Origin of the sequence: Pseudoalteromonas sp. MMG005 (assembly GCF_018101015.1) — a bacterium.
GTDB classification, from domain to species: domain Bacteria; phylum Pseudomonadota; class Gammaproteobacteria; order Enterobacterales; family Alteromonadaceae; genus Pseudoalteromonas; species Pseudoalteromonas aurantia.
In genome coordinates, this window is the sequence record NZ_JAGJEK010000015.1 from 16,649 (window position 1) to 41,169 (window position 24,521).

The 24,521-nt window shown below is 41.8% G+C and carries 23 protein-coding genes; 7 read left to right on the top strand and 16 right to left on the bottom strand.

Going from position 1 to position 24,521, the window contains the following annotated elements:
• The first annotated feature begins 12 nt into the window (after window positions 1–12).
• Window positions 13–1,029 carry a UDP-glucose 4-epimerase GalE gene (galE, locus tag J8M01_RS12915; protein ID WP_211058238.1) on the top strand — a complete coding sequence of 339 codons (1,017 nt, stop codon included), beginning with the start codon at window positions 13–15 and terminating at the stop codon, window positions 1,027–1,029.
• An 83-nt stretch (window positions 1,030–1,112) separates the two neighbouring features.
• Here the strand turns inward: galE and recG are convergent, their stop codons facing one another.
• From recG to asnC, 3 genes are read right to left on the bottom strand one after another with little or no spacing between them, the layout of a single operon-like run.
• Window positions 1,113–3,200 (bottom strand): ATP-dependent DNA helicase RecG, encoded by a 2,088-nt coding sequence (gene recG, locus J8M01_RS12920; protein ID WP_211058239.1) that lies wholly within the window; start codon window positions 3,198–3,200, stop codon window positions 1,113–1,115.
• 15 nt (window positions 3,201–3,215) lie between these two features.
• On the bottom strand, window positions 3,216–3,914 hold the full coding sequence (gene trmH / locus J8M01_RS12925; protein WP_211052256.1) for a tRNA (guanosine(18)-2'-O)-methyltransferase TrmH: 699 nt from the start codon (window positions 3,912–3,914) through the stop codon (window positions 3,216–3,218).
• A gap of 45 nt (window positions 3,915–3,959) precedes the next feature.
• Window positions 3,960–4,418: a transcriptional regulator AsnC gene (asnC, locus tag J8M01_RS12930; protein WP_211058240.1), complete on the bottom strand. Its 459-nt coding sequence runs from the start codon at window positions 4,416–4,418 to the stop codon at window positions 3,960–3,962.
• A 187-nt stretch (window positions 4,419–4,605) separates the two neighbouring features.
• Here asnC and asnA point away from each other — a divergent pair, with 187 nt between their 5' ends.
• Complete coding sequence (asnA, locus tag J8M01_RS12935) at window positions 4,606–5,604, top strand: aspartate--ammonia ligase (RefSeq protein ID WP_211058241.1); 999 nt, start codon at window positions 4,606–4,608, stop codon at window positions 5,602–5,604.
• A gap of 14 nt (window positions 5,605–5,618) precedes the next feature.
• Here asnA and J8M01_RS12940 read toward each other — a convergent pair whose 3' ends face one another.
• From J8M01_RS12940 to coaBC, 8 genes are all read right to left on the bottom strand, one after another.
• Window positions 5,619–7,232 (bottom strand): FapA family protein, encoded by a 1,614-nt coding sequence (locus J8M01_RS12940; RefSeq protein WP_211058244.1) that lies wholly within the window; start codon window positions 7,230–7,232, stop codon window positions 5,619–5,621.
• 166 nt (window positions 7,233–7,398) lie between these two features.
• Window positions 7,399–7,791, bottom strand: a complete 393-nt coding sequence (locus J8M01_RS12945; RefSeq protein WP_192505913.1) for a RidA family protein — start codon at window positions 7,789–7,791, stop codon at window positions 7,399–7,401.
• 8 nt (window positions 7,792–7,799) lie between these two features.
• Complete coding sequence (gene spoT, locus J8M01_RS12950) at window positions 7,800–9,902, bottom strand: bifunctional GTP diphosphokinase/guanosine-3',5'-bis pyrophosphate 3'-pyrophosphohydrolase (protein WP_192505912.1); 2,103 nt, start codon at window positions 9,900–9,902, stop codon at window positions 7,800–7,802.
• 204 nt (window positions 9,903–10,106) lie between these two features.
• Window positions 10,107–10,382, bottom strand: coding sequence for a DNA-directed RNA polymerase subunit omega (rpoZ, locus tag J8M01_RS12955; RefSeq protein WP_010364220.1), 276 nt, complete (start codon window positions 10,380–10,382; stop codon window positions 10,107–10,109).
• A 90-nt stretch (window positions 10,383–10,472) separates the two neighbouring features.
• Window positions 10,473–11,096 carry a guanylate kinase gene (gene gmk, locus J8M01_RS12960; RefSeq protein WP_211052253.1) on the bottom strand — a complete coding sequence of 208 codons (624 nt, stop codon included), beginning with the start codon at window positions 11,094–11,096 and terminating at the stop codon, window positions 10,473–10,475.
• Window positions 11,097–11,271: 175 nt separating this feature from the next.
• Window positions 11,272–14,019 carry a prolyl oligopeptidase family serine peptidase gene (locus tag J8M01_RS12965; protein WP_211058246.1) on the bottom strand — a complete coding sequence of 916 codons (2,748 nt, stop codon included), beginning with the start codon at window positions 14,017–14,019 and terminating at the stop codon, window positions 11,272–11,274.
• Between the two features lie 215 nt (window positions 14,020–14,234).
• Window positions 14,235–14,825: a nucleoid occlusion factor SlmA gene (slmA, locus tag J8M01_RS12970; RefSeq protein WP_192505909.1), complete on the bottom strand. Its 591-nt coding sequence runs from the start codon at window positions 14,823–14,825 to the stop codon at window positions 14,235–14,237.
• 118 nt (window positions 14,826–14,943) lie between these two features.
• Window positions 14,944–16,137 carry a bifunctional phosphopantothenoylcysteine decarboxylase/phosphopantothenate--cysteine ligase CoaBC gene (coaBC, locus tag J8M01_RS12975; protein WP_211058248.1) on the bottom strand — a complete coding sequence of 398 codons (1,194 nt, stop codon included), beginning with the start codon at window positions 16,135–16,137 and terminating at the stop codon, window positions 14,944–14,946.
• Window positions 16,138–16,291: 154 nt separating this feature from the next.
• Here coaBC and radC point away from each other — a divergent pair, with 154 nt between their 5' ends.
• From radC to rpmG, 3 genes are all read left to right on the top strand, one after another.
• The gene (gene radC / locus J8M01_RS12980) at window positions 16,292–16,966 is read left to right on the top strand and encodes a DNA repair protein RadC (protein ID WP_192505907.1); all 675 of its coding nucleotides are present in this window, start codon (window positions 16,292–16,294) and stop codon (window positions 16,964–16,966) included.
• A 273-nt stretch (window positions 16,967–17,239) separates the two neighbouring features.
• On the top strand, window positions 17,240–17,476 hold the full coding sequence (gene rpmB, locus J8M01_RS12985) for a 50S ribosomal protein L28 (RefSeq protein WP_010364213.1): 237 nt from the start codon (window positions 17,240–17,242) through the stop codon (window positions 17,474–17,476).
• A gap of 11 nt (window positions 17,477–17,487) precedes the next feature.
• Window positions 17,488–17,643 carry a 50S ribosomal protein L33 gene (gene rpmG / locus J8M01_RS12990; protein ID WP_010364212.1) on the top strand — a complete coding sequence of 52 codons (156 nt, stop codon included), beginning with the start codon at window positions 17,488–17,490 and terminating at the stop codon, window positions 17,641–17,643.
• 292 nt (window positions 17,644–17,935) lie between these two features.
• Here rpmG and J8M01_RS12995 read toward each other — a convergent pair whose 3' ends face one another.
• Complete coding sequence (locus J8M01_RS12995) at window positions 17,936–18,799, bottom strand: hypothetical protein (RefSeq protein WP_211058250.1); 864 nt, start codon at window positions 18,797–18,799, stop codon at window positions 17,936–17,938.
• 107 nt (window positions 18,800–18,906) lie between these two features.
• Between J8M01_RS12995 and J8M01_RS13000 the strand changes: the two genes are divergently transcribed.
• Entirely contained in the window at window positions 18,907–19,122 is a 216-nt protein-coding gene (locus J8M01_RS13000; RefSeq protein WP_211058251.1) for a hypothetical protein, read from the top strand.
• 221 nt (window positions 19,123–19,343) lie between these two features.
• On the opposite strand, the gene J8M01_RS13005 is transcribed toward J8M01_RS13000, so the two are convergent.
• The 4 genes from J8M01_RS13005 to recQ form a co-directional block, all read right to left on the bottom strand.
• Window positions 19,344–19,889, bottom strand: a complete 546-nt coding sequence (locus tag J8M01_RS13005; RefSeq protein WP_247671128.1) for a mechanosensitive ion channel domain-containing protein — start codon at window positions 19,887–19,889, stop codon at window positions 19,344–19,346.
• 82 nt (window positions 19,890–19,971) lie between these two features.
• Window positions 19,972–21,678, bottom strand: a complete 1,707-nt coding sequence (locus J8M01_RS13010) for a hypothetical protein (protein WP_211058257.1) — start codon at window positions 21,676–21,678, stop codon at window positions 19,972–19,974.
• Window positions 21,679–21,755: 77 nt separating this feature from the next.
• On the bottom strand, window positions 21,756–22,052 hold the full coding sequence (locus tag J8M01_RS13015) for a DUF3630 family protein (protein ID WP_192505902.1): 297 nt from the start codon (window positions 22,050–22,052) through the stop codon (window positions 21,756–21,758).
• Between the two features lie 18 nt (window positions 22,053–22,070).
• Entirely contained in the window at window positions 22,071–23,888 is a 1,818-nt protein-coding gene (recQ, locus tag J8M01_RS13020; RefSeq protein ID WP_210996493.1) for a DNA helicase RecQ, read from the bottom strand.
• 104 nt (window positions 23,889–23,992) lie between these two features.
• Between recQ and J8M01_RS13025 the strand changes: the two genes are divergently transcribed.
• Window positions 23,993–24,448 carry a thioesterase family protein gene (locus J8M01_RS13025; RefSeq protein WP_192505901.1) on the top strand — a complete coding sequence of 152 codons (456 nt, stop codon included), beginning with the start codon at window positions 23,993–23,995 and terminating at the stop codon, window positions 24,446–24,448.
• Window positions 24,449–24,521: the final 73 nt, after the last annotated feature.

A 24,521-nucleotide genomic window follows, 5' to 3' on the forward strand; every position in this document is an offset into this window, starting at 1 on the left:
TAAAGGCAAAGTATGGCTATTTTAGTAACGGGTGGCGCAGGATATATTGGATCACACACAGTGTTAGAGCTTTTGAATGAAGGTGAGCAGGTTGTGGTGGTTGATAACCTGTGTAATTCATCTTCAGAGTCGCTCACCCGCGTAAAAGATATCACGGGTAAAGAAGTGGTGTTTCATCAAGGTGATATTTTAGATAAAGCTTTTCTAGATACTGTTTTTCAACAACACGCTATTGATCAGGTAATCCATTTTTCGGGGTTAAAGGCGGTGGGTGAGTCTGTTCGTAAGCCGGTTGAGTATTATCAAACCAACGTACAGGGCACATTAACGTTATTGGATGCAATGCGTGATGCCGAGGTATTTAAGTTGGTATTTAGTTCATCAGCTACCGTGTACGGTGATCCTGAAAGCCTGCCAATTCGTGAAGATTTCCCGGTGGGAGGCACGACTAACCCCTATGGTACGTCTAAATTAATGGTTGAAATGGTTTTACAAGATGTGGCGAAGTCAGACTCGCGCTGGGCTTTTGCTATATTGCGTTACTTTAACCCTGTTGGGGCACATGAATCTGGACGCATTGGTGAAGATCCTAATGGTATCCCAAATAATTTGCTGCCGTATATTGCGCAAGTAGCCGTAGGTAAGCTAGAAAGCTTAGGGGTGTTTGGCAACGACTATAACACAGTGGATGGCACGGGTGTACGCGATTACATTCACGTGGTTGATTTGGCTTTAGGGCATTTAAAAGCGCTGACACACATAAGCCGTCATAGTGGCGTGCATATTTATAATTTAGGCACAGGCAATGGCTATTCAGTGTTACAAATGGTGCAGGCATTTGAAACCGCTTCAGATAAAGCGGTACCTTATACGATTTCACCACGCAGAGAAGGTGATATCGCGGCATGCTATGCAGCCCCAGAGAAAGCTCGTACGGAACTTAACTGGCAAGCTGAGCGTGGTATTGACGAGATGATGCAAGATACATGGCGCTGGCAAAGTGGTAACCCACAAGGCTATAGCGCATAAACGTATTTTTGCAGGTCGACAATTCAAATAAAGCCCTATGTTGGGGCTTTTCATTTTTGGTGGTTTTATTGGAATTAACGTGGTTATGCCATGGCCAGCTCAGACTTGGCACCAAGCCAGCACCTGACTAAGGGCTCAATCATATCTGGGTGGCTTTTCATCAGCGTAAATGCCAGTGGGCGTACCTGATTCAATAAGGCTTTGTCGCGGTTTAAATCGGCAATTTTAAATTCGGCAAGGCCAGTTTGTTTCGTACCAAGTACTTCTCCTGGGCCGCGAATTTCTAAATCACGCTCAGCAATTACAAACCCGTCATTACTATCACGTAAAACGGCTAAGCGCTTTTGTGCAGTGACAGACAAAGGTGCATGATACAAAAGTAGGCAGTGGGATGCGATGGCCCCTCGGCCCACTCGACCACGTAATTGGTGTAACTGTGCTAATCCCAGTCTTTCAGGGTTTTCAATGATAATCAGGCTGGCGTTTGGTACATCTACACCGACCTCTATAACCGTGGTAGCCACTAAAACGTGTGTGTCACCGCGTTTAAAGGCTGCCATGATCTCTTGTTTTTCTTTGGCTTTCATTCTGCCGTGCACTAAGGCAATTTTGAGTTCAGGCAATAACTCAGTGAGCTGTTGTGCGGTATCTTCAGCGGCTTGACATTGTAATGCTTCTGACTCATCAATGAGTGTGCATACCCAATATACTTGGCGGCTATCATCTACACAGGCTTTTTTGACACGTTCTATAACTTGCTCTCTACGGGTGTCAGGCACGGCAACCGTCATAATAGGGGTTCGTCCTGGAGGCAGTTCATCAATGACTGAGGTTTCTAAGTCGGCATAGGCGGTCATTGCTAAAGTACGAGGAATAGGCGTCGCTGTCATGACTAGTTGGTGGGGGTAACAGTCATTAAATTTCCCTTTCTCACGTAATGCGAGTCGTTGATGAACACCAAAACGATGTTGTTCATCAATGATGATCAATGCCAGGTTATAAAACTGCACTTGTTCTTGAAATAAAGCATGGGTACCAATGACCATTTGCGCTTTACCAGAGCTAATTTGCTCCAGTACTTTTTCACGCTCTTTGCCTTTAGTTTTACCGCCGAGCCAAACCACTTCAATACCAAGCTGAGTAAACCAAGCGGTAAAATTAATGCCATGTTGCTCTGACAGTATTTCTGTGGGGGCCATTAAGGCCACTTGATACCCTTTGGCAATCGCGGTGAGTGCCGCTAGGGCTGCAACCAAGGTTTTACCAGAGCCAACATCACCTTGCACGAGTCGCATCATCGGAAATGGTTGTTGTAAATCTTGTTTAATTTCTGCCACAACACGGCTTTGTGCATTGGTAGGCGAAAAAGGCAATTCAGCCAAGAATAGGGGTTCGAATGTATTCGTTGGAGGTAAAGACACAGCTTTAACTGCTTGGCCTTTTTGCCTTAATTGTAACAAACTGAGGTTTTGTGCCAGCAGTTCTTCAAATGCTAGACGCTGCTGAGCAGGATGTTGACCTAGTTCAAGTTCGCAGAGGTTAATGTCTTGCGGTGGCCTATGTAGCAGAAGTACCGCCTCAGTGACACTCAGTTGTGAGGGGCGATATTGGCTGGGTAAGTACTCTTCTATTTGATATTTTTCTAATAGAGCCAGAGCTTTATTAGCGATAGACCGAATACTGAGCTGCTTCAGCCCTTCAGTGGTAGGGTAAACCGCTGTTAAGGTGCTTAGTTCTGGGTCTAATGGTTCACTTTGACACTCTCTAATACTGTATTCAGGGTGCGCCATTTCAAAGCCTGTGCGGCCCCTGCGTACTTCACCAAAGCAGCGAATGATTTTTCCCGTCGCCATGGCATTTTTTTGTGCGGCGTTAAAGTTAAAAAACCGCAGCGTTAAACGGCCAGTACCGTCATTGACTTGGCAGACCAACATGCGACGTTTGCCAATGGTAATTTGTGCATGTTCAATTTCCGCTTCAATGCTCACGTGACTATGGGCACTCAATTGTGCGATTGAGTATGTTCTGGCGCGATCTTCGTAGCGCAGGGGTAAATGAAAAAGCATATCTTGGACACTACGAATACCCAACTTAGCCAGTTTTTCAGCCACTTTAGGGCCGACACCTTTTAACTCAGTGATTGGGTAGCTTGACAGAGTGGGGTTCGACATACTTTTCCTTGTGATTTATTTGGGGTTGCTAAACTTAAGCGTGTTCCAAAAGGTCTCATCTGCAACAATTTCGCCATCGTCATCTAACTCAGGGTAAGGTAAGCCTTTTTCCACACAACGCTCTGCGATAATCGGATGACAGCCTTCAAACAATAAGCGATGTTTAATACTTTCATCAAGCATATCATTACGTTGATAGCAGCCAGCGGCTTCTCGTTGTCTTTGTGCTTCATATAAAATGAGTGCAGCAGCCACCGATACATTTAACGATTGCACCATGCCTTCCATTGGGATCACGATGTGTTGATCGGCATGTGCCAAAGCATCATCTGATATACCTGTGCGCTCTTGGCCGACGATAATTGCGGTAGGCTTGGTGTAATCAATTTCCCTGAAATCGACCGCACTGTCGCTGAGGTTAGTAGCCAGTATTTGAATGTCTGGGTTTTGCGCTCTAATGGCGCCGACGGCATCATGAATGTCATCGTGCATATGGGTTTCTACCCAGTTTTTACTGCCACCAGAGGTATTGTTGGTTAAGCGGCGCTGCTCTTGCGGCCAAACAGCATGGACATGGTGACACCCGACAGCATCAGCAGTACGCACGATTGCTGATAGGTTATGATGTTTATGTACCTCATCTAAACAGACGGTTAAATCAGTTTGTCGCCTATCTAAGACGCGTTTCACGCGATGGTAGCGTTTATTGTCCATCGTTATACAGCTCACAGAATCAAAATTTTGGCGATTATACCGAAATTATGGGTTAACTTCACGGGCGATAGGGTTTTGTAGTGAGATCAAGGTTTCTGTTGATTGAATGGCTTCAATAGTTTGAATTTTATTGATCAATACATCTTGTAAATGTTCGATGGAGCGTGTCATCACCTTGATGAAAATACTGTAATTACCTGTGGTGTAATAGGCTTCTACAACTTCTTCAAAACCTTCTAACTGCATTATTGTATCAGGGTAATCTCTGGCATGTTTCAAGTTGACGCCAATAAAGCAGCACACATCGAAGCCTAACTTTTTAGGATTTATGGTGACGCGAGTCCCTTGAATGATCCCTGCTTGCTTCATTTTTTCTACACGAACATGAATGGTTCCTGCACTTACATCAAAACGCTTGGCCAATTCTGCATACGCAGCCCTTGCATTCTCCATGAGTGCATTCAAAATGGATTTATCGAGATTATCGATTTGATAATTTTCCAATAGATTTACCACTGTTTTTTATTGATTATATAAAATATAACGGTATTTTTTGGGTATTAATATAGGTTTTTGTTATTTTTGTTGAGGTATGTTGATTTTTGGTTCGATTTTGTTGACGATGTGTTTAAGCCATGCAGAGCAGGGCAATAAAAATTCAACAGGTTTAAATTGGGAATGAGGTCCGGTTATGAAAACAACTTATCAGCAAACACAGCAACAAATTAGCAGCGTAAAACGTATTTTTTCTGAACAGTTAGAAAGCCGTTTAGGCTTAATGGAAGTGCAAGCACCTATTTTGGCTAAAGTCGGTGATGGCATTCAAGATAACTTAAGTGGCACCGAAAAAGCTGTTTCAGTGTCGGTTAAAGCGATCCCTGATGCAGGCTTCGAAGTGGTTCATTCATTGGCTAAATGGAAGCGCAAAACACTTGGTGATTATGGCTTTGCAATTGGAGAGGGACTTTATACGCATATGAAGGCACTGCGCCCGGATGAAGATAGGCTCTCACCTATTCACTCAGTATATGTAGACCAGTGGGACTGGGAAAAAGTAATTAGCACCGAGGTGGATCGTTCTTTAGTGGGTTTAAAGCAAACTGTCACCGAGTTATATGAGGCTATTAAGTCGACTGAGCAAAGTGTTGCGAGCCAGTTTGGATTAACGCCATTCTTACCTGAATCAATTACATTTGTACACAGTGAAGATTTACTGAAAATGTACCCAGACTTTACTGCGAAACAACGTGAAAAAGCCATAGCCCAAGAATATGGCGCAGTATTTCTCATAGGCATTGGCGGTGCATTGAGTGATGGTAAAATTCATGATGTTCGTGCGCCTGATTATGATGATTGGTCGACACCAACCTGTGATAAATACAGTGGCTTAAATGGTGATATTTTAGTTTGGAATCCTATTTTAGAAGATGCATTTGAGATTTCTTCAATGGGTATTCGAGTGTGTCCTGAAGCTTTAAAACGTCAACTGGAAATAACTCAGGATACAGCGCGTTTAGCACATGACTGGCACCAACAATTGGTAGCGGGTGATATGCCGCAAACCATTGGGGGAGGCATCGGACAATCACGTTTAGTTATGTTGTTATTACAAAAACAGCATATTGCGCAGGTGCAGGTGGGTGTCTGGACGAATGACATCGTTACGCAAGTGGAAGGAACACTTAAATAATAACAGGGTACGAATTAACTCGTTTTGAAATCAATCTCTATTTTTCCATCTTGTAAACTAGCAGTACAGGGTGGATAACTTCGATTGGTTTTATACACTCTATCAAATATATGGATCTCGACTCCAGGGTTAAGCGCTTGATTTGCTGTTAACTTTGTTTGTTCAAGTAAGTCATGTAAGTTTAATTCGAGTTGTGAGAGTTGTTGTTCTAGTTCTTCAGCTTGATGGCAATAATGTTGCTGGGTTGCACCTATTTTTGCCATCAGCTGCTTTTTCTTTTCTACATCTTTTAGCATATCAGCTTTTTCGATTGCTTGTTGTAGTGTGCTTAACTGCTCATCAGTTTGACTAAGTGCTTTTAAACAGTCATCTGATTCTTTCGTTATTTTCATCCCACTACGGGCTAAGTATATAGACATTTTAGCGCCAGATTCACTGCCTATCTCTCCAGCAATGACCATTTTAGCATCTAATATTTCTCCACCGAGCAGCTTCCCTTTCGGGTGTTCATCAATACCGACTTGAATGAGCTTGTTGGCTTTTATATCGCAGTGGTTACTTTGCCTATCAATGAAGACGTTGTCGGCTTCTATATAGGTATATTGGCCGTGAGAGAGATGAATATCTCCTTCAGCAATCAGTCGGCAAGTGAGTCCTTCGTCATTATTTTTATGGTCAAGATGGCCTATCACGGCTTGCTTGACCTCTATGCTGCCACCGCTTTTTAACTCTCCAGATTCAACAGAACCCATCACTGTAATGTCACCTTTAGCCGTGACTTTCATACCGGGGGCAACGCCTTGAGTAACGATAACACTGCCATTAAAATCGACATGCCCGCTTCGTACGTTGACTTCACCAATGGTAAATACATCATCTACTCGCATGCCATTTTGAATACTGGAAGGGCAGCCTGCAATAGTGGCAACGAGCTCAAGAGGATTAGCTGGTGATATTTGTGTGCCTTCACCTGCCATCAATTGAAAAGATTCACCTGGCAGTGGAATGATTGAATCTCCGACGACATTAAAACCTTCTTTGCCAGGTGTGGCTGGGCGTTGCGTAATTAAGACGGTCCCTGGTGCTACGCTTGATAGTGCCCCAAAATCACGCATATCAACCGTACCATCTTCCCTTAGTTTAGGCTGTTTGAGTCTTTCTTTTACGGTTTGCACATGCTGTATGATTTTTGCAGGTTGTCCATCTACAGATGGGCGGCCTTGTGCTACGATACCTGAGACTTCAACCCCTGGTTCTAATTCAAGTTGCTTGGTAAGGATTTGTTCTAGATAAGCTTGTTTATAGCCTCTACTGACACCTGCTTTGACAATTTCTTTTTTTGCATCTTCAATAGTAACCGACTTACCCCCTTGGGCTGTCGTTAAATTACCAATGGCTTGCATTTGATCGTCAGAAACTTGCACTGAAAAGCAAGCATCATGTTGCTTGGCAACCACAAGTTGTTGTTCAGGATATTCGTTAGTGAAATGCGCTTTGATAGATTCATGATCGACTGCACAATCCGCATAAGGTGAGCGTTCAAGCGCTTCCACAATAAATGCAGCGCTGGGCGGATTAAGTTCCGCGACATTTAGAAGGATATTGCCATTATGTGCCAATTTAAACACGAGTATCATCCTTTACTGTTATTATTGTGAGAGATTAGCTCAAACATTGAACAAATCATTGGATATTCACAGAGTGCTAAATTAATAGTATGTAGTCAAGTGCTTAAGGTCAAAGTTCCGGCAATAAAAAACCCACCAAAAGGTGGGTTTTTCATTCATACACAAATTAATTTGTTGACGGTAACTCCATAATTCCATCAATTTCAATTTGTACACCTTTTGGTAACTCGCGTACACCAATGGCTGCGCGAGCAGGGTATGGCGTTGCAAAGTGCTGGCTCATTATTTCATTTACGGTTGCAAAATTACTGAGATCCGTTAGGAAAATATTAACTTTCACCATGTCTTGTAATTGACCACCTGAGGCTTCGCACACAGCCGTTAAATTTTTGAATACCTGTTGTGCTTGTTCTGCAAAGTCTTCAGAAATAACTTCCATTGTTTCAGGCACGAGTGGGATCTGTCCTGATAAATAAACCGCAGTACCTACTTTAACAGCTTGATTGTAAGTACCGATAGCAGCCGGAGCTTGATCTGTGGAAATAATCACTTTATTCATTGTGTGTCCTACTTTTTCCGATATACACGTTGTACATCAGGCATCACGCGAATACGACGCATAATATTAGCGACATGTATTCTATCCTTTACTGTGACACCTAAATCAATGATGTACAAATTGCTTTCTTTTTCATCTGTTGCAATTTCCACGATATTGGCATTGGTTGTTGCAACTACGTTGGTTAGTTTAGCTAATGCACCCTGATGATTAATAATTTCTACACGCAAGGCGGCGATATATTCTTTTTCTGGGTTATCTTCCCATTTTACGATGACATATTTTGAACGCTCACTTTGCCATCCTTTAATGTTTTTACATTCTTGGCGGTGAACCGTCAATCCTTTGCCTTGGCTTACATACGCGGTAATTGCATCGCCAGGTACCGGGCGACAACACTTGGAGTAATTCACAAGCATGCCTTCAGTACCGATGATCGCGGCTTTGGCTTGTTGTGCTATATTTTCAAGCCCTTCCTCTGCTTGCAATAATCTTTTTGCAACGAGCACACTCATGATATTACCACTGCCAATTTCAACCAGCAGTTCCAGCAAACTAGAGAGGTTTTGTTCTTCAAGTACCAAGTCGACTTGTTCAGGGGCGATATCATCGAGCTTTTGCTCGCCTAATGCTGAATCGAGCAATCGGCGGCCTAGCAATATAGCTTCTTCTTGATGTTGGCTCTGAAGGTAATTTCGCACACCAAGTCGTGCTTTACCGGTGACGATAAAGTTTAACCAAGTGGCATTAGGGTGAGCACCAGAGCTGGTAATTACTTCAACCGTTTGCCCTGTGTCTAGTGCCTTACTGAGTGGGTAAGGTTTGCGGTTTACTCGGGCGCCAACACAGGTATTACCTACATCGGTATGCACTGCATAAGCAAAATCAACAGCCGTTGCACCCATTGGCAGCTCTACAATACGGCCATCAGGCGTGAAAACATAAATTTCTTCAGGAAATAGCTCTGTTTTGACGTTTTCCACAAATTCAAATGATGAACCGGCACTTTGTTGAAGCTCCAGTAAGCTCTGCATCCATTGACGTGCACGTTGTTGTGCCGTATTGCCTGCGCTGTCACCCGATTTTTTATACATCCAATGGGCCGCGACCCCCATATCTGCCATTTGATCCATATCGAGTGTTCGTATTTGGATCTCTACAGGGATCCCATGAGGGCCGACGAGTGACGTGTGCAGTGATTGATAACCATTGGTTTTCGGTACTGCGATATAATCTTTAAATCGTGTTTCTATCGGTTTGTAGAGATTATGTGCGACACCTAATACGCGATAGCAAGTATCCATACTGTTTACATTAATGCGAAATGCGTAGATATCCATGACTTCATTAAACAATAATTCTTTGTTTAACATTTTTCGATAAATACTATAGAGATGTTTTTCTCTGCCACTAACCGATGCTTCAATACCGGATTCTTTTAAGCGGCTTTCAATTTCAGTCTGTATATTGCTGATGACTTCTTTTCGATTACCACGTGCTTTCGCAACTTCCGATTTCAGTGCTCTGTGACGCATTGGATAAAGCGCTTGAAACCCTAAATCTTCTAATTCGTTCTTGATATCGTGAATACCTAAACGATTAGCAATCGGGGCAAATATTTCTAACGTTTCTCTCGCAATTCGGCGGCGTTTGTCTGGGCGTAATGCTCCCAAAGTTCGCATATTATGAGTACGATCAGCCAGCTTAATCAAAATGACACGAATGTCTTGTGTCATTGCCATGATCATTTTTCGATAGTTTTCAGCTTGGAATTCTTTTTTATCTTTGAAGCTTAACTTATCAAGCTTACTTACACCTTCGACTAATTCTGCGACGGTATTACCAAATATCTCAGCAAGGTCTTGTTGACTAAAATCAGTGTCTTCAATAACGTCATGCATTAACGCGGCCATGAGCGTTTCATGATCAAGGCGCATTCCTGCGAGAATTTGGGTTACTTCAACAGGGTGAGTAATATAAGGCTCACCACTTGAGCGAGTTTGTCCTTCATGTGCCTCACGGGCTACAACGTAAGCTTTTTGCACGAGCTCAACGTCAGCAGGAAGTAAATACTCAGAGATTTTCTTTTTTAGGCCTTCAAAAAGGTACATTCACACTCCGATGTTCCAGTGAAGTAATAGATATGTTACGAATATACGATGAATTTCAAGATAAACCAACGGCTAGTTGGGACTTTATGGTGATTACATAAATAAAAATATGAGGGATTCAAGGTAATCGAAAGTAATTCTTGTCTAATAAAAACAGCAATGCCAGCAAAAGTGCTGGCATTGTCGTATTTTTGTTGCAGGTTATTAGCTGTTTCCGCCAACAATTGCTGCTACAGCTGCAAGTTCAGCTGCTTCTTGGTTTTGTTGTTCTTCACGATCAATTAAATCAAGTGAAGAGCTGTCAACCAAGCCCTTTTCAATTTCACGCAAAGCGATAACCGTTGGTTTGTCGTTTTCAGGATCAACCATAGGATCTTTACCACCTACAGCGATTTGACGAGCGCGACGCGCTGCTACCAAGATTAAATCAAAACGGTTACCAATTGCATCTACTGCATCTTCTACAGTTACGCGAGCCATCGAAGCACTCCAAAGTTATTCATTTCCAAAAGGCTAGTTTACTGCACACAAGCCATTTCGCCAAGTGGGTGGTTAAAATTTATCTCTATTTTACTTTAAAAGATCAGAAATGAGTGACTGGTAACGAATATTTTGTGCCTTCAGCTCTAATCGAGCAGCGATGACTATGTGTTCAAGTTGCTTTAGTGTTGCTGCAAAGTCATCATTTATGAGCACGTAGTCAAATTCACTATAGTGTGAGCTTTCTGATTTGGCTTGTGCCATTCGGCTGGCGATAACTTCTTGTGAGTCTTGCCCACGATTATTTAAGCGTTGCTCTAATTCAGTTTTTGATGGAGGTAAAATGAAAATGGTTTTAACCTCAGGCATGAGCTTTCTGACTTGTTGTGCACCTTGCCAATCAATGTCTAAGAACACATCTATACCAGCGGCGAGTTGCTGCTCGATGGCGGCTTTTGAAGTACCGTAATAGTTTTCAAACACTTGCGCCCATTCAAAAAAATCATTTTTCTCGATGAGTGATTTGAATTGCTCAACATTTACGAAATGGTAATGTTCGGCGTTGTTTTCACCCGGTCGAGGGTTGCGGGTGGTATGAGAAACAGAGACTTTCACGTCATTATGTTTATCTAGTAATGCTTTGATCAGGCTTGATTTCCCAGCACCTGATGGGGCTGATAAAATAAATAAGTTACCGCGAGCTGTTTCGGTCATCGTCAATCGCCAGTTTATTTGAGCAGATGCCGTGACCTGCCCATGAAAATTAATAGAGTCAGGTATTTTAAACTTTACTGGCTTGAGTTACCAGCGGTGCAAATGAATTCAACGCTTTTGAGGTGACGCAACGCCACAAAGGTGCTTCTAAATAACTAGAAGCACCGGCGAATGGTTATTCGCTCTGATAGGGACTTCCGTTGGAAATCCAATCGGCGGCGGGGTGTCCTTTTAGATGATGGTCGTAATACTCCATCATACGAATTGAGAAATCGACTTGATTAGGGAATTGCTTCAAATGGTGAGGCTCACCTTCATATTGCAAGAAAGTGGCATCTTTTCCCAAACGTCGTAATGCTAAATAATATTGAATACCTTCTTGCCAAGGGACGGCGCCATCTTTGTCACCAAACATCATTAAAATAGGGGTGTTGACTTTGTCAGCAAAAAAGACAGGGGAGTTTTCAATGTATAAATCGAGCGCTTGATGTAAAGGCTTACCTATACGGCTTTGACCGGTTTCGTATTGAAACTGTCGTGCGAGGCCTGATTTCAGTCTTATACCACTGTATGCGGATGTCATATTGGTCACTGGTGCACCAGACACAACGGCTTTAAACATATCGGTTTGTGTGATCATATACGCACTTTGATAGCCAGCCCAAGAATGGCCTTGTAATCCTATTTTATCAGGGTGCGCAACCCCGATATCAATGAGCTTTTGTGCTGCGTTAATCATAGTTTGCGTAGAAGATGGCCCTGGTTTGCCAATTTCAAATCGAATATCAGGCAAAAATATTGCGTAACCATTAGAAGTGAACATCGGGAAATTAGGGCGATGATTTAGCTCCATTTTTGGAAAGTCATACATGCGTTGGCTCATATAACGGTAGAAATAAATCACCACCGGTAATTTGTCGCCTGCACGGTAATTTTCAGGCTTGATTAATACGCCTTGTAAGTCTTCACCATTGTACCCTTTGTACTTGATAAGTTCAGGCTTTTGGCCCCATGAGAATTTAGCTGCTTGAGGATTAAGATTAGTGACTTTTTTCGGATTGCGATAGGTACTATTGGTTTGCCAGATATCCGGGAACTCATGATAACTTTGTTTGGTAAAGAGTAATGTATCGCTATGTTTGGCTTTTTTTAGTACATCAAAACGCGCGGCATCACTGAGCACTGTAGTGAGTTTATTGTCTTTTAACGATAGAGTTGCAATGTGCGTTTGCTTATTATTCAAGTTATGGGCACTTAATGTAAGCGTTTGACCCGGTGTAAAGCCAGTAGCTAACTTGTCAAGATGACGCACACGATACTGTGTTTTGGTTTCTCTGCCTTGAGTTAAGCGAGCGGCTGTTTTTGTGGTTACGTCAAAGGCCCAAATATCATATTTGCTGTAGGCGTATAGCGTTTTACCATCCAGTTGCCATCCTGCGAATTTATAGCCAGCTTGTTCACTGGGGTAATCATGCCTATCATCGGCAAAAATAGCATGATTAATATTATGAGTGAGCGATGTACGGGTATTCGTGGTCAAGTCTTTGAGCCAAATTTGCTGGTTTTGAAAGTATGCCGCAAATTGACCTGTTGGTGAGAGTGACGGTTTAAAGCGTGTTCGCGTTGTAATGCTTTTTTTATTACCATTTTTTACATTAACAGCGTAGTAGTCGTAGAAAAAGCCGTTATACATGATTTCTTCTAGGTAGGCGGTATTATCACTTCCTAATAAGAATTGAGCTTCCGTATGCAGTGTGAGATCTTGAACCTGAGGACCGGAAAGTTGCACTACTTTTTCATTATTTATATGGTACACCGCTTGATAATGACGATGTTTATTGGTTTCTTGCCACGTTTTAACTTCTCTAGGTTTAATTTGTGCATCGTCATTGTGCCAAATTTTTAGGCCTTTTTGAGCGCGAATAGTATCATAATCATAAAGTGAGTCTGTCTCGAGGTACTTTAACTCAGGGGTTTTTACGTTGAGCTCGGGACGATTTTGAAAGTACAGACGTTCCCCATGTTCAGACCACGTCAACTTGGCTGTTTTAGCCGTAAACCATCCGTCAGAGTTTTTTACCGACTTAAGTGTGTTGGTCGCAGCGTCCCAGAGTGTTACTTGATAATTGCGGCGGCGAGGGTCGTCGTTTACATAGTTGCCCATATTGAACGCGACAAGTGGCTTTGTTGGATGCCATGTTGCTTGACTTAGTGTGACACCCGGTTCACTGATAAGGGGTGTTTGCTTAGCGTTAGACAGATGAAAAAAGCCAATTTGGTTTTGACTACCATTACTATTATGGGTAGCAAAAATAACACCATGGCTTGTGGGGCTTAATGCATATTTGCCAACTTGTGCAACACGATGTGTGGTGTTTGTACTGAGGTTTACAATCACCAGTGTGTGATGTTCGTCTTTTTTATCTGCTGCAATCTCTGCATCTATTGTTTCATCTTTCTTTTTCTGCTCGTCCTGATGTACTTCACGGTATACAAGCCAAAGACCATCGTCAGACACTTGATAGTCTTTTACTTTAGAGAATACTTGTTGTTCTTTTGTGGTGGTATTGATGAGTACTAGATCATTCGTGAGTGCTTTTTTTTGTTTTTTTGTGGCAGTTTCAGTTTCTAATAAAGACGGTATTTTGGTAAATGAAATCCAAAGTGCATTTTTATTGATTTGCGGTTTAGTCCCACGCTCGACGGTCGTTAATAGCTTATTGTTTTTGAGTGAATAAATATGGCCGACAGCGTCACCACGATACGGGGTTGCAGAAAACGATAGCCATGCTCCATTTTCAGACAACTGTGTATTTTTAGCATACTTAAAGTCAAATACATCTTTAAATTCTAACGGCTTCTGACCATATGCTGCGGTACTTAAAAGCACAGAGGCAATGGCAAACGAAGTAACTTTCATCATGAGTTATATTCTTTATTTTTAGACTTATGGTCAGTTTTAGCACTTTTTTGTATGGTAAATAAAGTGCCGTGCGTTTAGCGTGCAGGTTAACCAGATAGATAGCGTGTCACAGAGTAGCAGAAACCCTAAAGGCGCGATAACGCGTGAATTTAAGAAAAAAGTAGATTAGAGGAGATACCCCTACTCACTCAAGTTACTCGAGTGAGTAGGGCATTTTAGTTTAACCAGATCTTTTGAAGCTCAAGCCACTGAGTTTCAAATTGTTGACTTGGACGCGCAGTAAAGTCACTGCGCACGAATTGATTCATTTTACCTTCTACGTAGGCGAGAAAAAAATTAGCCAAAGCAGCTTCATCAATTAAAAAGGTTTTACCCTCTCGTAATTTTCGCTCTCGTAACACTTGTTTAAATTGTGTTTCTAGCTTTTCGAAGAAACTTTGCACGCGTTCACGCAGACGCTCTTGTTCACCTTGCAGTGCATCACCTGTTAGGATGCGGGTTATCCCTGGGTTTTTTTCTGAGAATGTCAGTAAGAGTACCAAGATGTTATAAACACGGCTCTGAGTTTCTTTCTCATTATCTAAGATCAAATTAATACGAGAGAGTAAAGTGTCTTCGATAAACTCAATCAAGCCTTCAAACATCCGAGCTTTACTGGGAAAGTGTCTATATAGTGCGGCTTCTGAAACGCCCACCTCAGCAGCTAATTTTGCAGTAGTGATGCGTTGACCTGGGCTCGTTTCTAACATTTGTGCGAGAGATTGAAGTATTTGCTCTTTGCGGTTACTGCGTTTGGTCGCTGGCATGAACCTTCCTTTATATTATCGTTATTATGGTCAGTGCAAACCCCAAGCTGTTTACACATATACTTGGATCCATATGTTAATGTTTTATTCAGTTTCGTGCCAGTATTTTCAAAACCACTTACTTAAGACGTTTGGCTAATGCGTGTAAGAGTTGCATTGCCAACTGCTGTTTACTCGTAGCTGGTAAATTTAGATTATCATCAGGCCAGTATAGAGTGAGCGCATTGTTGTTTGCATTAAACCCGAGACCTTGCACAGACACATCGTTGGCACAGATCATATCTAAGTTTTTATTTTTGAGTTTATCTTGTGCATAGACCGAGGTATTTTGAGTCTCTGCTGCGAAACCAACGGTATACGGGCGCTGTGCTTTAAGCGCTGCCACGTGTGCTATCACGTCGGGGTTTTTGATCATGGTGAGTGTGATTTCGTCACCTTGTTTTTTAATTTTTTGATGTGAGACCGTCGCTGCTCGGTAGTCTGCAACCGCTGCACAGCCAATAAAAATATCAGATTGAGGTGCTAAATGCATGGCCGATTTTAACATGTCTTCTGCACTTTCTATTGGGAAGACTTTTGCGTGCGAAGGGGGAGCAATGGCGACGGGGCCAGAGATGATGTTCACTTTTGCGCCTAATGAGAGTGCAGCTTGTGCAATTGCATACCCCATTTTTCCGGAACTATGATTACTAATGAATCGCACCGGGTCGAGCGCTTCCCTGGTTGGCCCAGCAGTGATGGTAATGGTTTTCCCTGCAAAAAGAGGTTCGTGAGATACTGTTAAGCAATGTTCTACGAGCTCTAGTGGCTCAAGCATTCTCCCCGCACCGATATCACCACAGGCTTGCTCTCCTTTACCTGGACCCCAAATTTCGACTCCTCGTGTCTGCAGTGTGTCCAAGTTTGCTTGTGTCGCTGCATGGGCATACATTTGCTGATTCATTGCCGGTGCAACAGCCACTTTGGCGGGCGTGGCTAATAGTAAAGTGGTGAGTAAATCATCGGCAATACCTTGCGCCATTTTTGCTAGAATATTACAGCTTGCTGGAGCGACTAAAATTAAATCAGCCCATTTTGCCAGCTCTATGTGGCCCATTGCGGCTTCAGCGCTTGGGTCTAGTAATGAATCTGCGACGGGCTCTGCCGATACGGCTTGCATTGTCAGTGGGGTAATAAAGTGTTTGGCTGACTCGGTCATCACGACTTTGACGCGACAGCCACGTTCACTCAGTCTTCTGACAAGTTCTGCACATTTATATGCTGCGATACCCCCACTGATCCCGAGGACAATATTTTTAATTGGTTGGCCCATAACTTAGCTCACCATAGAATAATTTAATTTCACGATGGTGCTAAAGATACCACACAGAAGCGGTGCTGTTTAGGCAAGCAGTACACGCGTCTTTGAAATTCATCAATGACTGACTACACTTTTGTTTACACAGGTGCATCACTAAGGATAGAAAATGCAACTAACAATGCTGCCAAAGCATGACCGCCCAAGAGAGAAGTTGTTAATTCAAGGAGCCAGTAGGCTAACCGATGCAGAATTACTTGCTATTTTTTTACGTACCGGCATAAAAGGGATGAATGCCATTGAGCTGGCTGATTATTTATTAGTACAGAGTAAATCACTTCATAACCTTTTTAATGCTAACTTGGCAGACTTCTCTGCTTTTAAAGGACTAGGAGAAGCAAAGTATGTACAACTACAAGCTGTGCTAGAGTTAAGTAAGCGTTATATAAAAGAGCAGTGCCATCGTAGCAATATTTTAGACTCACCAAATGCAGTTAATGATTATTTAACGATACAGCTAAGAGGACTCGACCATGAAGTATTTATGGTGCTCTATTTGGATAATCAAAATCGATTAATCACAGATGAAATTTTGTTTAGAGGCACCATCAATGCTGCATCAGTTTACCCAAGAGAAGTGGTTAAAGCAGCATTAAAGCATAATGCTGCATCGATTATTTTTGCCCACAATCATCCCAGTGGCTTGGCTGAACCAAGCCAAGCAGACAAATTAATTACCCAAAAATTGCAAAAAGCGTTGGCTTTGGTTGATATTGCGGTTTTGGATCATTTGATTGTTGCAGCTGAGCAGTGTGTTTCTTTTGCGCAAAGAGGCCTAATTTAGCTGGGTTGACACTATAAAGCTGTAAAAAACATCGCTTTGTGGGCCTTTTTGTAAAATAGTTTAATTTAAATGCAGTTTTTACTTTCCCTAACGGCATTCGATCATTATAATTGGCCGCTATCAAATTTACACATGAGCTGATTAGATAGGATCAGATCCTTGATCTCTACCTGTATATGCTGTATAAAGAGCGCCCTCTGATTTACCCTGGGGCCACAGTATTGTCCAAGGGGAAATTAAAAGCTCGAGCGAAGTTATTGGAGATACATAGACATGTCTAAAGTCTGTCAAGTTACAGGTAAGCGCCCAGTGGTTGGTAATCACCGTTCACACGCGCGCAACGCTACTAAGCGTCGCTTCCTACCTAACCTACAAACTCACCGTTTCTGGGTTGAAAGCGAAAAACGTTTCGTTTCACTACGTACTACCACTAAAGGTATGCGTATTATTGATAAAAAAGGCATCGACGCGGTTCTTACTGAAATCCGTGCTCGCGGCGAAAAAGTTTAAGGAGCTGGGATATGCGTGATAAGATCCGTTTAGTTTCTACTGCTGGTACTGGTTATTTCTACACTACCGACAAGAACAAGCGTAACATGCCTGAAAAAATGGAAATCAAAAAGTTCGATCCTAAGGTTCGTAAACATGTGATTTTCAAAGAAGCAAAAATCAAGTAATTTTGCTTTTGAAAGAATATTAAAAACCCAGCTTAGGCTGGGTTTTTTGTTTCTGCGATATGTGATGACACTTAAGTATTTCGCAGTATAGCTAGTTAACCTCAGCTCTGGATAAGCGAATTTGCCCAATAAAGCTATTTTTCTCACTCTCGACGTTGCTTTCATTTGTAATAGCCCGCTATTACTGCATAAAAGCGCCTTGATATTGAGCAAGGTATCATCATTGGATTGTACGTAAGTTTGTTTTCAAAACATTTTCTATTCCAAAACCCTTATCCAAACCTGAGGTTAGTTATTGGTTCTTATCTAAGCTTAAAATATGTATATCACTTTGCATTGGCTGTGCCTGTACATAGGTGATTGCGCTCTGGTCTGGATGGACGGTATATTGATGAGTAAAATTGGGTGGAGCGGACATAACAAGCTGTTCAGTGTTTGAATTTAAATCAAATTTCCAAACGCCGGACTCAGCGCGATAGAAAAAAACTTTACCGTCAATTAACTGCCAATTGAGCCAATTTATATTACTGAAATCTTTAATGATAAGTTGTTCAGTTTGATTTTCTAGAACCCAAAGGCCCGAGTGATTTCTTTTACTGAAGTATACCTTTCCATTGTATGCATAACCACTATACCCTCCTTTAGTCGTCAATTGTTTATGACCGTTGTCTTGACGATCGAATAGCCACAATTGCCATTGGCCACTTTTATTGCTGCTATATATTAGGTTTTGACTATTTTCATCGTAATTTATGACGTATGCCTGATGTGATTCTTCAAATATTTTAGTGGTATTTCCAGTTTTAATCTCATATTCATAGACCGCTCCGAATTTTTCAAAAGTGATATATTCATGATCAAAATTAGGTTGGTAGCGTGTGAAGCCAAACTCAAAAGGTAAAACGACGCGTTTTTCTTGCTTATTTTTATATAGCCATAGATCGTGCTGATGGGCAGCATTTGAAATAAACATCATGGTATTGTTGTGGAGGGCCTGTGGCAATCGGTTTAATGCAGCATTACTATAAAAAGTTTGGGTCGATTTTTGTTTGATATTGAATGTTTGTAATTTAGTGCTGATATCAAACAAGCTAATAAAGAGTTTATTGTGATCATTGATTAAGCTCGTAGCCAACGAGTGAATTGGGCTGCTCATTTGTGCAATAAGATGTGATTGTTTGGTTTTGAAATCAAAAAGAAACAGTGATTTTTTATTAGCAAGGTAGAGCTCATTGTTGTTGGCGCTCCATGTGATGGCATTGAGTGTATGGTCGAGCGTTTAGATATAGCAAAGGCAGAAGGGAAGAGCAAGCTGCATTGATTCGATGGCAAGTACAGGGTACTGAGTGGAGTAGGATGATAGCGAGCAACACAGAAGGTGAGCACATTCCGTTAGAAAATGCGAGTCACCAAGTGTTATTTGAATACCCAGATAAGGTAAGCATGGCAGTATCCGTAATATTAAAAGAGGATAAGTAATCTAAAGGCACAGTGAGTGAAATAATTCGACACCGCTACTTTTAGATATGACTACATTGAATTTTTTAGTCATAGTCAACGATTGTTAGCACTGACGGTTTGCACTATAAAAAATGACTAATTTGTCAGGTTTGAGTTGTTAGTTATTTGATTTGTAGGTGCTTTGTAACATTTATCAGTTAAGTGCAGGTTCAATAATAAGGTGGCTTCGATCATGTGGCCTACCTTGATTTTTTTGGCCTCAATAGACGCTTTTCTGGTAATGAACTGCGCTTGTTCGGCGCTTTACATAAAATCATAACAGGGCGAGTGACAAATATATTGTTCGGGTAAATAACTTTATGGCCGTCAATATGTTCTAGAATCACATTCATTAAGCCCATTTCAGAAATACGACCTTCAACAAAGTTGCTGCCATCAATAACCCGTACCCAAAACCCTATACGGCAGTCATTTTGAATAAACAGAATGAGAAAGGACGTTAAATTACTCAGTAACGACCACCCTGCAAACAAGGCTACACCGAGCATGGCAAACAACGAAGAACCTAGCACCAATAACCCTTTTAGTTCGATCCCCCAAAACATAAGCAATAGGCAAACTAACAAAACTGCGACAATGACACGCAGTAAAAGCTTGGCTCTTTGTTGGCGGTGCATATCAATTTTTCCGCGAGTGAGCTGGGTAAGTAAATGTATGCTCAAGCGCATTAATATAGGAAAAAGTAGGATGATTAGGCCAGTGATGACCAGTTTGTATTGTGCCAAAATAAAATCTAAAAATAGCGTTAGGTCAGTCAAAATAAAAGTGTTCGTTAAATATGTATAGCCATAGTGGTACCTTAAACCTTTAAAAGCGGTTTTTGACAGTAAAAAGCCATTGTACATTGTCTACGTCATCGGGGCCGTTAAGGGGGGCTGCGACATCTAAATGTAAGACGAGTCCGGCATTGGCACGACTGGGAGCTAAGCGCAGTCCCGCTCCAATGTTTTTCAAATAATTAGGATCACTATGAACCAGTGTGTTACCCCTAACTCGACCAATATCAAAATAAACGGCTCCGCCAACTTTAAAGAGTTGCAGTAAATCATATTCCCAATAATAGCGCCGCTCTATGTTTACGAGTACGCTTTTGCTGCCATGCTGGTAGTTGATGGGAAAGCCTCTTAAGCCAGTTTCTCCGCCCAAGGTAAGTTGTTGATCTGCTGTTAAGTTTTTTGCAAATCTCAGTTGTATATTGGCATACCATGAGTCTTGGATAGTGGTATTTAAGTAATATTGGGCGCCGATTTGGGTAACAAAGTTTCTTGCGGTATTTGCTTGGCTATTCCACTGACCAGACAGTGATAGGTTGATACGCCACAAACTGTGATCTGAAGTGTAATGGGCTTTGCTCGCGGAAAATTGGTAGATAAAGTGATTGTCATTATCACTGAGTGCTTTATCTGAATAACCAAGCAGTGCATTAATATTCCAACCTAGGTTCAAGTCTTCAGTACGATATATCGAATCAAAATTACGGACCTTTATGAACTTATCTTCTAACCATTGACCTTGTATATAGGGGTAACTCAATGTGCGATTGTGGGCCAGCGGCAAAGTGGTATTGGCTAACTTTTTAAAGGTTTGCTGATCGTATTGATAACCCAGAGTAAGGCGCTGTGTCCAGTTATTATTAAGCTGTTGGGCATGACCAAAGTAAATTTGGCTAACATCGCTGTGCTGTGAGAACTCAGAAATGGTTTCTCCATCTTGATATAGAGACTCATTTCGTTCATCTTTATAATTTAATATACCGTAGCTGTATGGCGTATCGGTAGAAAAAAAGGGGTAATTGATACCAACATAATGCCGTGAACCATCATCATTATCAGCATATTCAACACGGCCACGATAACGCGTAGATAAAATGTTTGGGTCATCGTATACAAATAGGTAACCAGAACGGTCTTGATCTTTAGTATGGGTGAGTGACAGGCGTTTTCCCCAACCAAATAGGTTACTCTCTCTAAAGCCGATACGAGATGAGTTTTCACCGCCACTGCGGCTAAAACTTAAGTCAGGTAAGAGCGTCCATAAATCGCGCGTGACGACCGTGATATTTATAGTGCCATCACAATTTTCATCAGCGTAAATTCGAGCATCATACAGATAGCTCTGCTGTCGCAATAAGCGCTCCGACTCCACTACTTTTTTTATTGAATAGTCACCACCTTGCTCGAACAATAGGAGCGCCATGATCACGTTTGGTTTGGTGGTAATATGCGTGCGGTTTGCAAAGCGAAATACGGGGTTATCTTCTTCGGGCAGGTTAGTGTCAAAAACATTCAATTGCTGTAGTTTGATAGCCGTTATGGTTTTCCCCGGAGCCTGCACAGGTAATTGTGCGTGAGTATCAAGTTGCCGAGTCAATGGTATATCGTGAACGACATTATCGCCCTTATTTGCACATTGAGTTGAGTCAGTGTGGGCGAACACAGAAGTTTCACTGTAGCCAGAAAATGAGGCAACTAAGCACAGTATGAGTGCAAGTTGTGTTTTTATACTCGCTAGCATAAAGCTCCACAAACAATCAATTGACTGAAATTTATTATGATCACTATGACCATAATCTATTTCTTAAGTCTATCTGATTATTGAAAACTTGTTAGTAAATATTTAGATAAATTAACGAGTTGCTCTTCAGATTCGGTGCCCTCAGGCGCTATCCAAATACTGTCTGTATAATGCTCGAAGTTCATATTAAATGTGCTATTTCCATAGCTAAAGCGGGTTTGATGACGATCGGCCCCCTCGAGTTCTTCAATAATAGTGAGCGCTTCTTGATGCAAAAATAGTTTTGCCCAAAATAAATATTCATCTGCTTCTGGTATTTCCGGAACATGAATTAAGAGCACATTGTAGGCGGCATCGAATGTTATTTGTGTCATAAATGGCCCTAAGTTAGATTAGCATGAGGCAAGGTAATTACGGATAAGTTGCATAAACGGCGCGCCATATTTACTGAGTTTAGTAAAACCAACGCCAGACACCGATAGGAACTCGCCATCAGTCGTCGGGGTGAGTTGTGCCATTTCAGCGAGTGTTTTATCATTAAATACCACATAAGGAGGTACATCGTCTTCATCGGCTAACTGTTTACGTAGACTGCGTAACTTAGCAAACAATTTCTTGTCGTAATTGAATTGGGCGAGTTTATCTTGATAAACGTGTTTCGCCTGTAAACGTGGTTCAGCCAATTGTAAGGCGTATTCCCCTTTTAACACTGAACGTGCAGCTTCAGTGAGTTTCAGACTTGCTCCTTGAGTAATATCTTGATTCAGAAGTCCATGGTGGATGAGTTGCCTTAGTACACTTAACCAAAACTCATTACTTTTGTCTTTGCCTAGCCCATAAGTACTTAACTCATGATGTTGATTATCCCGAATGCGACTGGTATTGGCACCGCGTAGCACATCTACAATATAACCTAAGCCAAAGCGTTGCTCGGCGCGGTATACACAGGATAACGCTTGTTGGGCCACTAAAGTGCCATCAAAGCACGTGGGTGGATTTAGGCAAATATCGCAGTTGCCACATGGCTCTCTTTTATATTCACTGAAATAATTTAACAGTATTTGGCGACGGCAAGTTTGTGCTTCTGCAAAGCTTGCCATCGCGTTAAAGCGTTGCTCTTCAACGCGCCGGCGGTGCTCATCTTCAATGTCCTCAAAAAAGCGTTTTACGCGACCAATATCAGCAGGATCGAAATACATAATGGCTTCGGCAGCTAAACCATCACGCCCAGCGCGACCTGTTTCTTGGTAATACGCTTCAATACTTTTAGGAATATCGTAGTGCAGCACAAATCGTACGTTGGGTTTATTAATCCCCATCCCAAATGCAACCGTTGCAACTACAATATGTATGTCATCTCGCGCAAAAGCACTTTGTACAAATTGACGCTGTTCATTGCTCATCCCAGCGTGATATGCCGCGGCATTAAAACCGGCATCAGCCAGCTTTTCAGAGATCTCATCAACGCGCTTTCTACTCGTACAATAAATAATACCGCTTTGATTATTTTGCTCTTTTAAATAGCGCATTAGCTGCGATAATGGCTTGAATTTCTCTTCTATAGTATAGCGAATATTGGGTCTATCGAAGCTACCAGTATGCACATAAGGGTTTTGTAAACTGAGTTGGCTAACAATGTCATGGCGCGTTGCGGTATCTGCTGTTGCCGTTAATGCCATCATTGGAATCGTTGGAAAGTGATGTTTTAACTCGCTGAGGCGGCAGTAGTGAGGTCTAAAGTCATGTCCCCAATGTGACACACAATGCGCTTCATCAATGGCAAATAAACTGATTTTTAAATGTCGCATACGTTCGATAAAGTCGTACTGCAACACTTTTTCGGGTGCAACATAAAGTAGCTTGACTTCATCGTGATGCAGGCGTTGATATATGGCTTGTTGTTGTTCTTTTGGGACGCTGTTATTTATATATTCAGCAGCAACACCCAGTGCTTGCAATTGCGTAACTTGATCTTGCATTAAAGAAATTAAGGGTGAAACAACGAGGGTAATACCATCAAGAACCAATGCAGGAACTTGATAACATAGCGATTTTCCACCTCCAGTGGGAAGTAGAACTAAGCTATCCTGACGCGCTAGGGCTGCTTCGATAACGGCGAGTTGGCCATCTCGAAATTCACTATAACCAAAAATATTTTTGAGTACAGATTTAGCATCATGTTGTGTATTGGTGTGTGCAAGATTATCCATCGCGAGCATTTTAGAGGTTTTTAACCCACTTGTCTGTAACTTTCCAACCTTGAAAAAATACGCAATTGCGCGTAACGTTAACTGGTCAGAGGAGAGGGGTGAGTATGGATAAGTCACAAATCATAACTACAGTAGCTGAAATTTTTGTTGATAAAATGCCATTTAATCAGTTTTTGGCTATTAGGGTTAATCATTTAGATGCGGAATGTGCAGAAATTCAATTACCTTGGAAAGATGAGTTAATTGGTAATCCGTCACAAAAGATTCTACATGGCGGTGTTATTTCTGCCGTATTAGATAATGTTGGTGGCATGCTGGCAGCAGCATCGATTGTTGATAAACTTGAGGTTGACGTACTCCATACAGTGCCAAAAAAGTTAGCAACCCTTGGCACAATAGACATTCGTACTGATTTTTTACGGCCAGGCCGCGGGAAGTACTTCATAGCAAGTGCCAGTCTAATTCGTGCTGGCAACAAAGTATGTGTGTGTAGAATGGAGCTTCATAATGATGAAGGAATACAAATCGCCTTTGGTACAGGGACCTATTTAGTCGGCTAAATATTTTATATCACTGAAACTGCATTATTTCATAATTAGCACGTATAATGCCCACCTCTTTGCATCAGATATG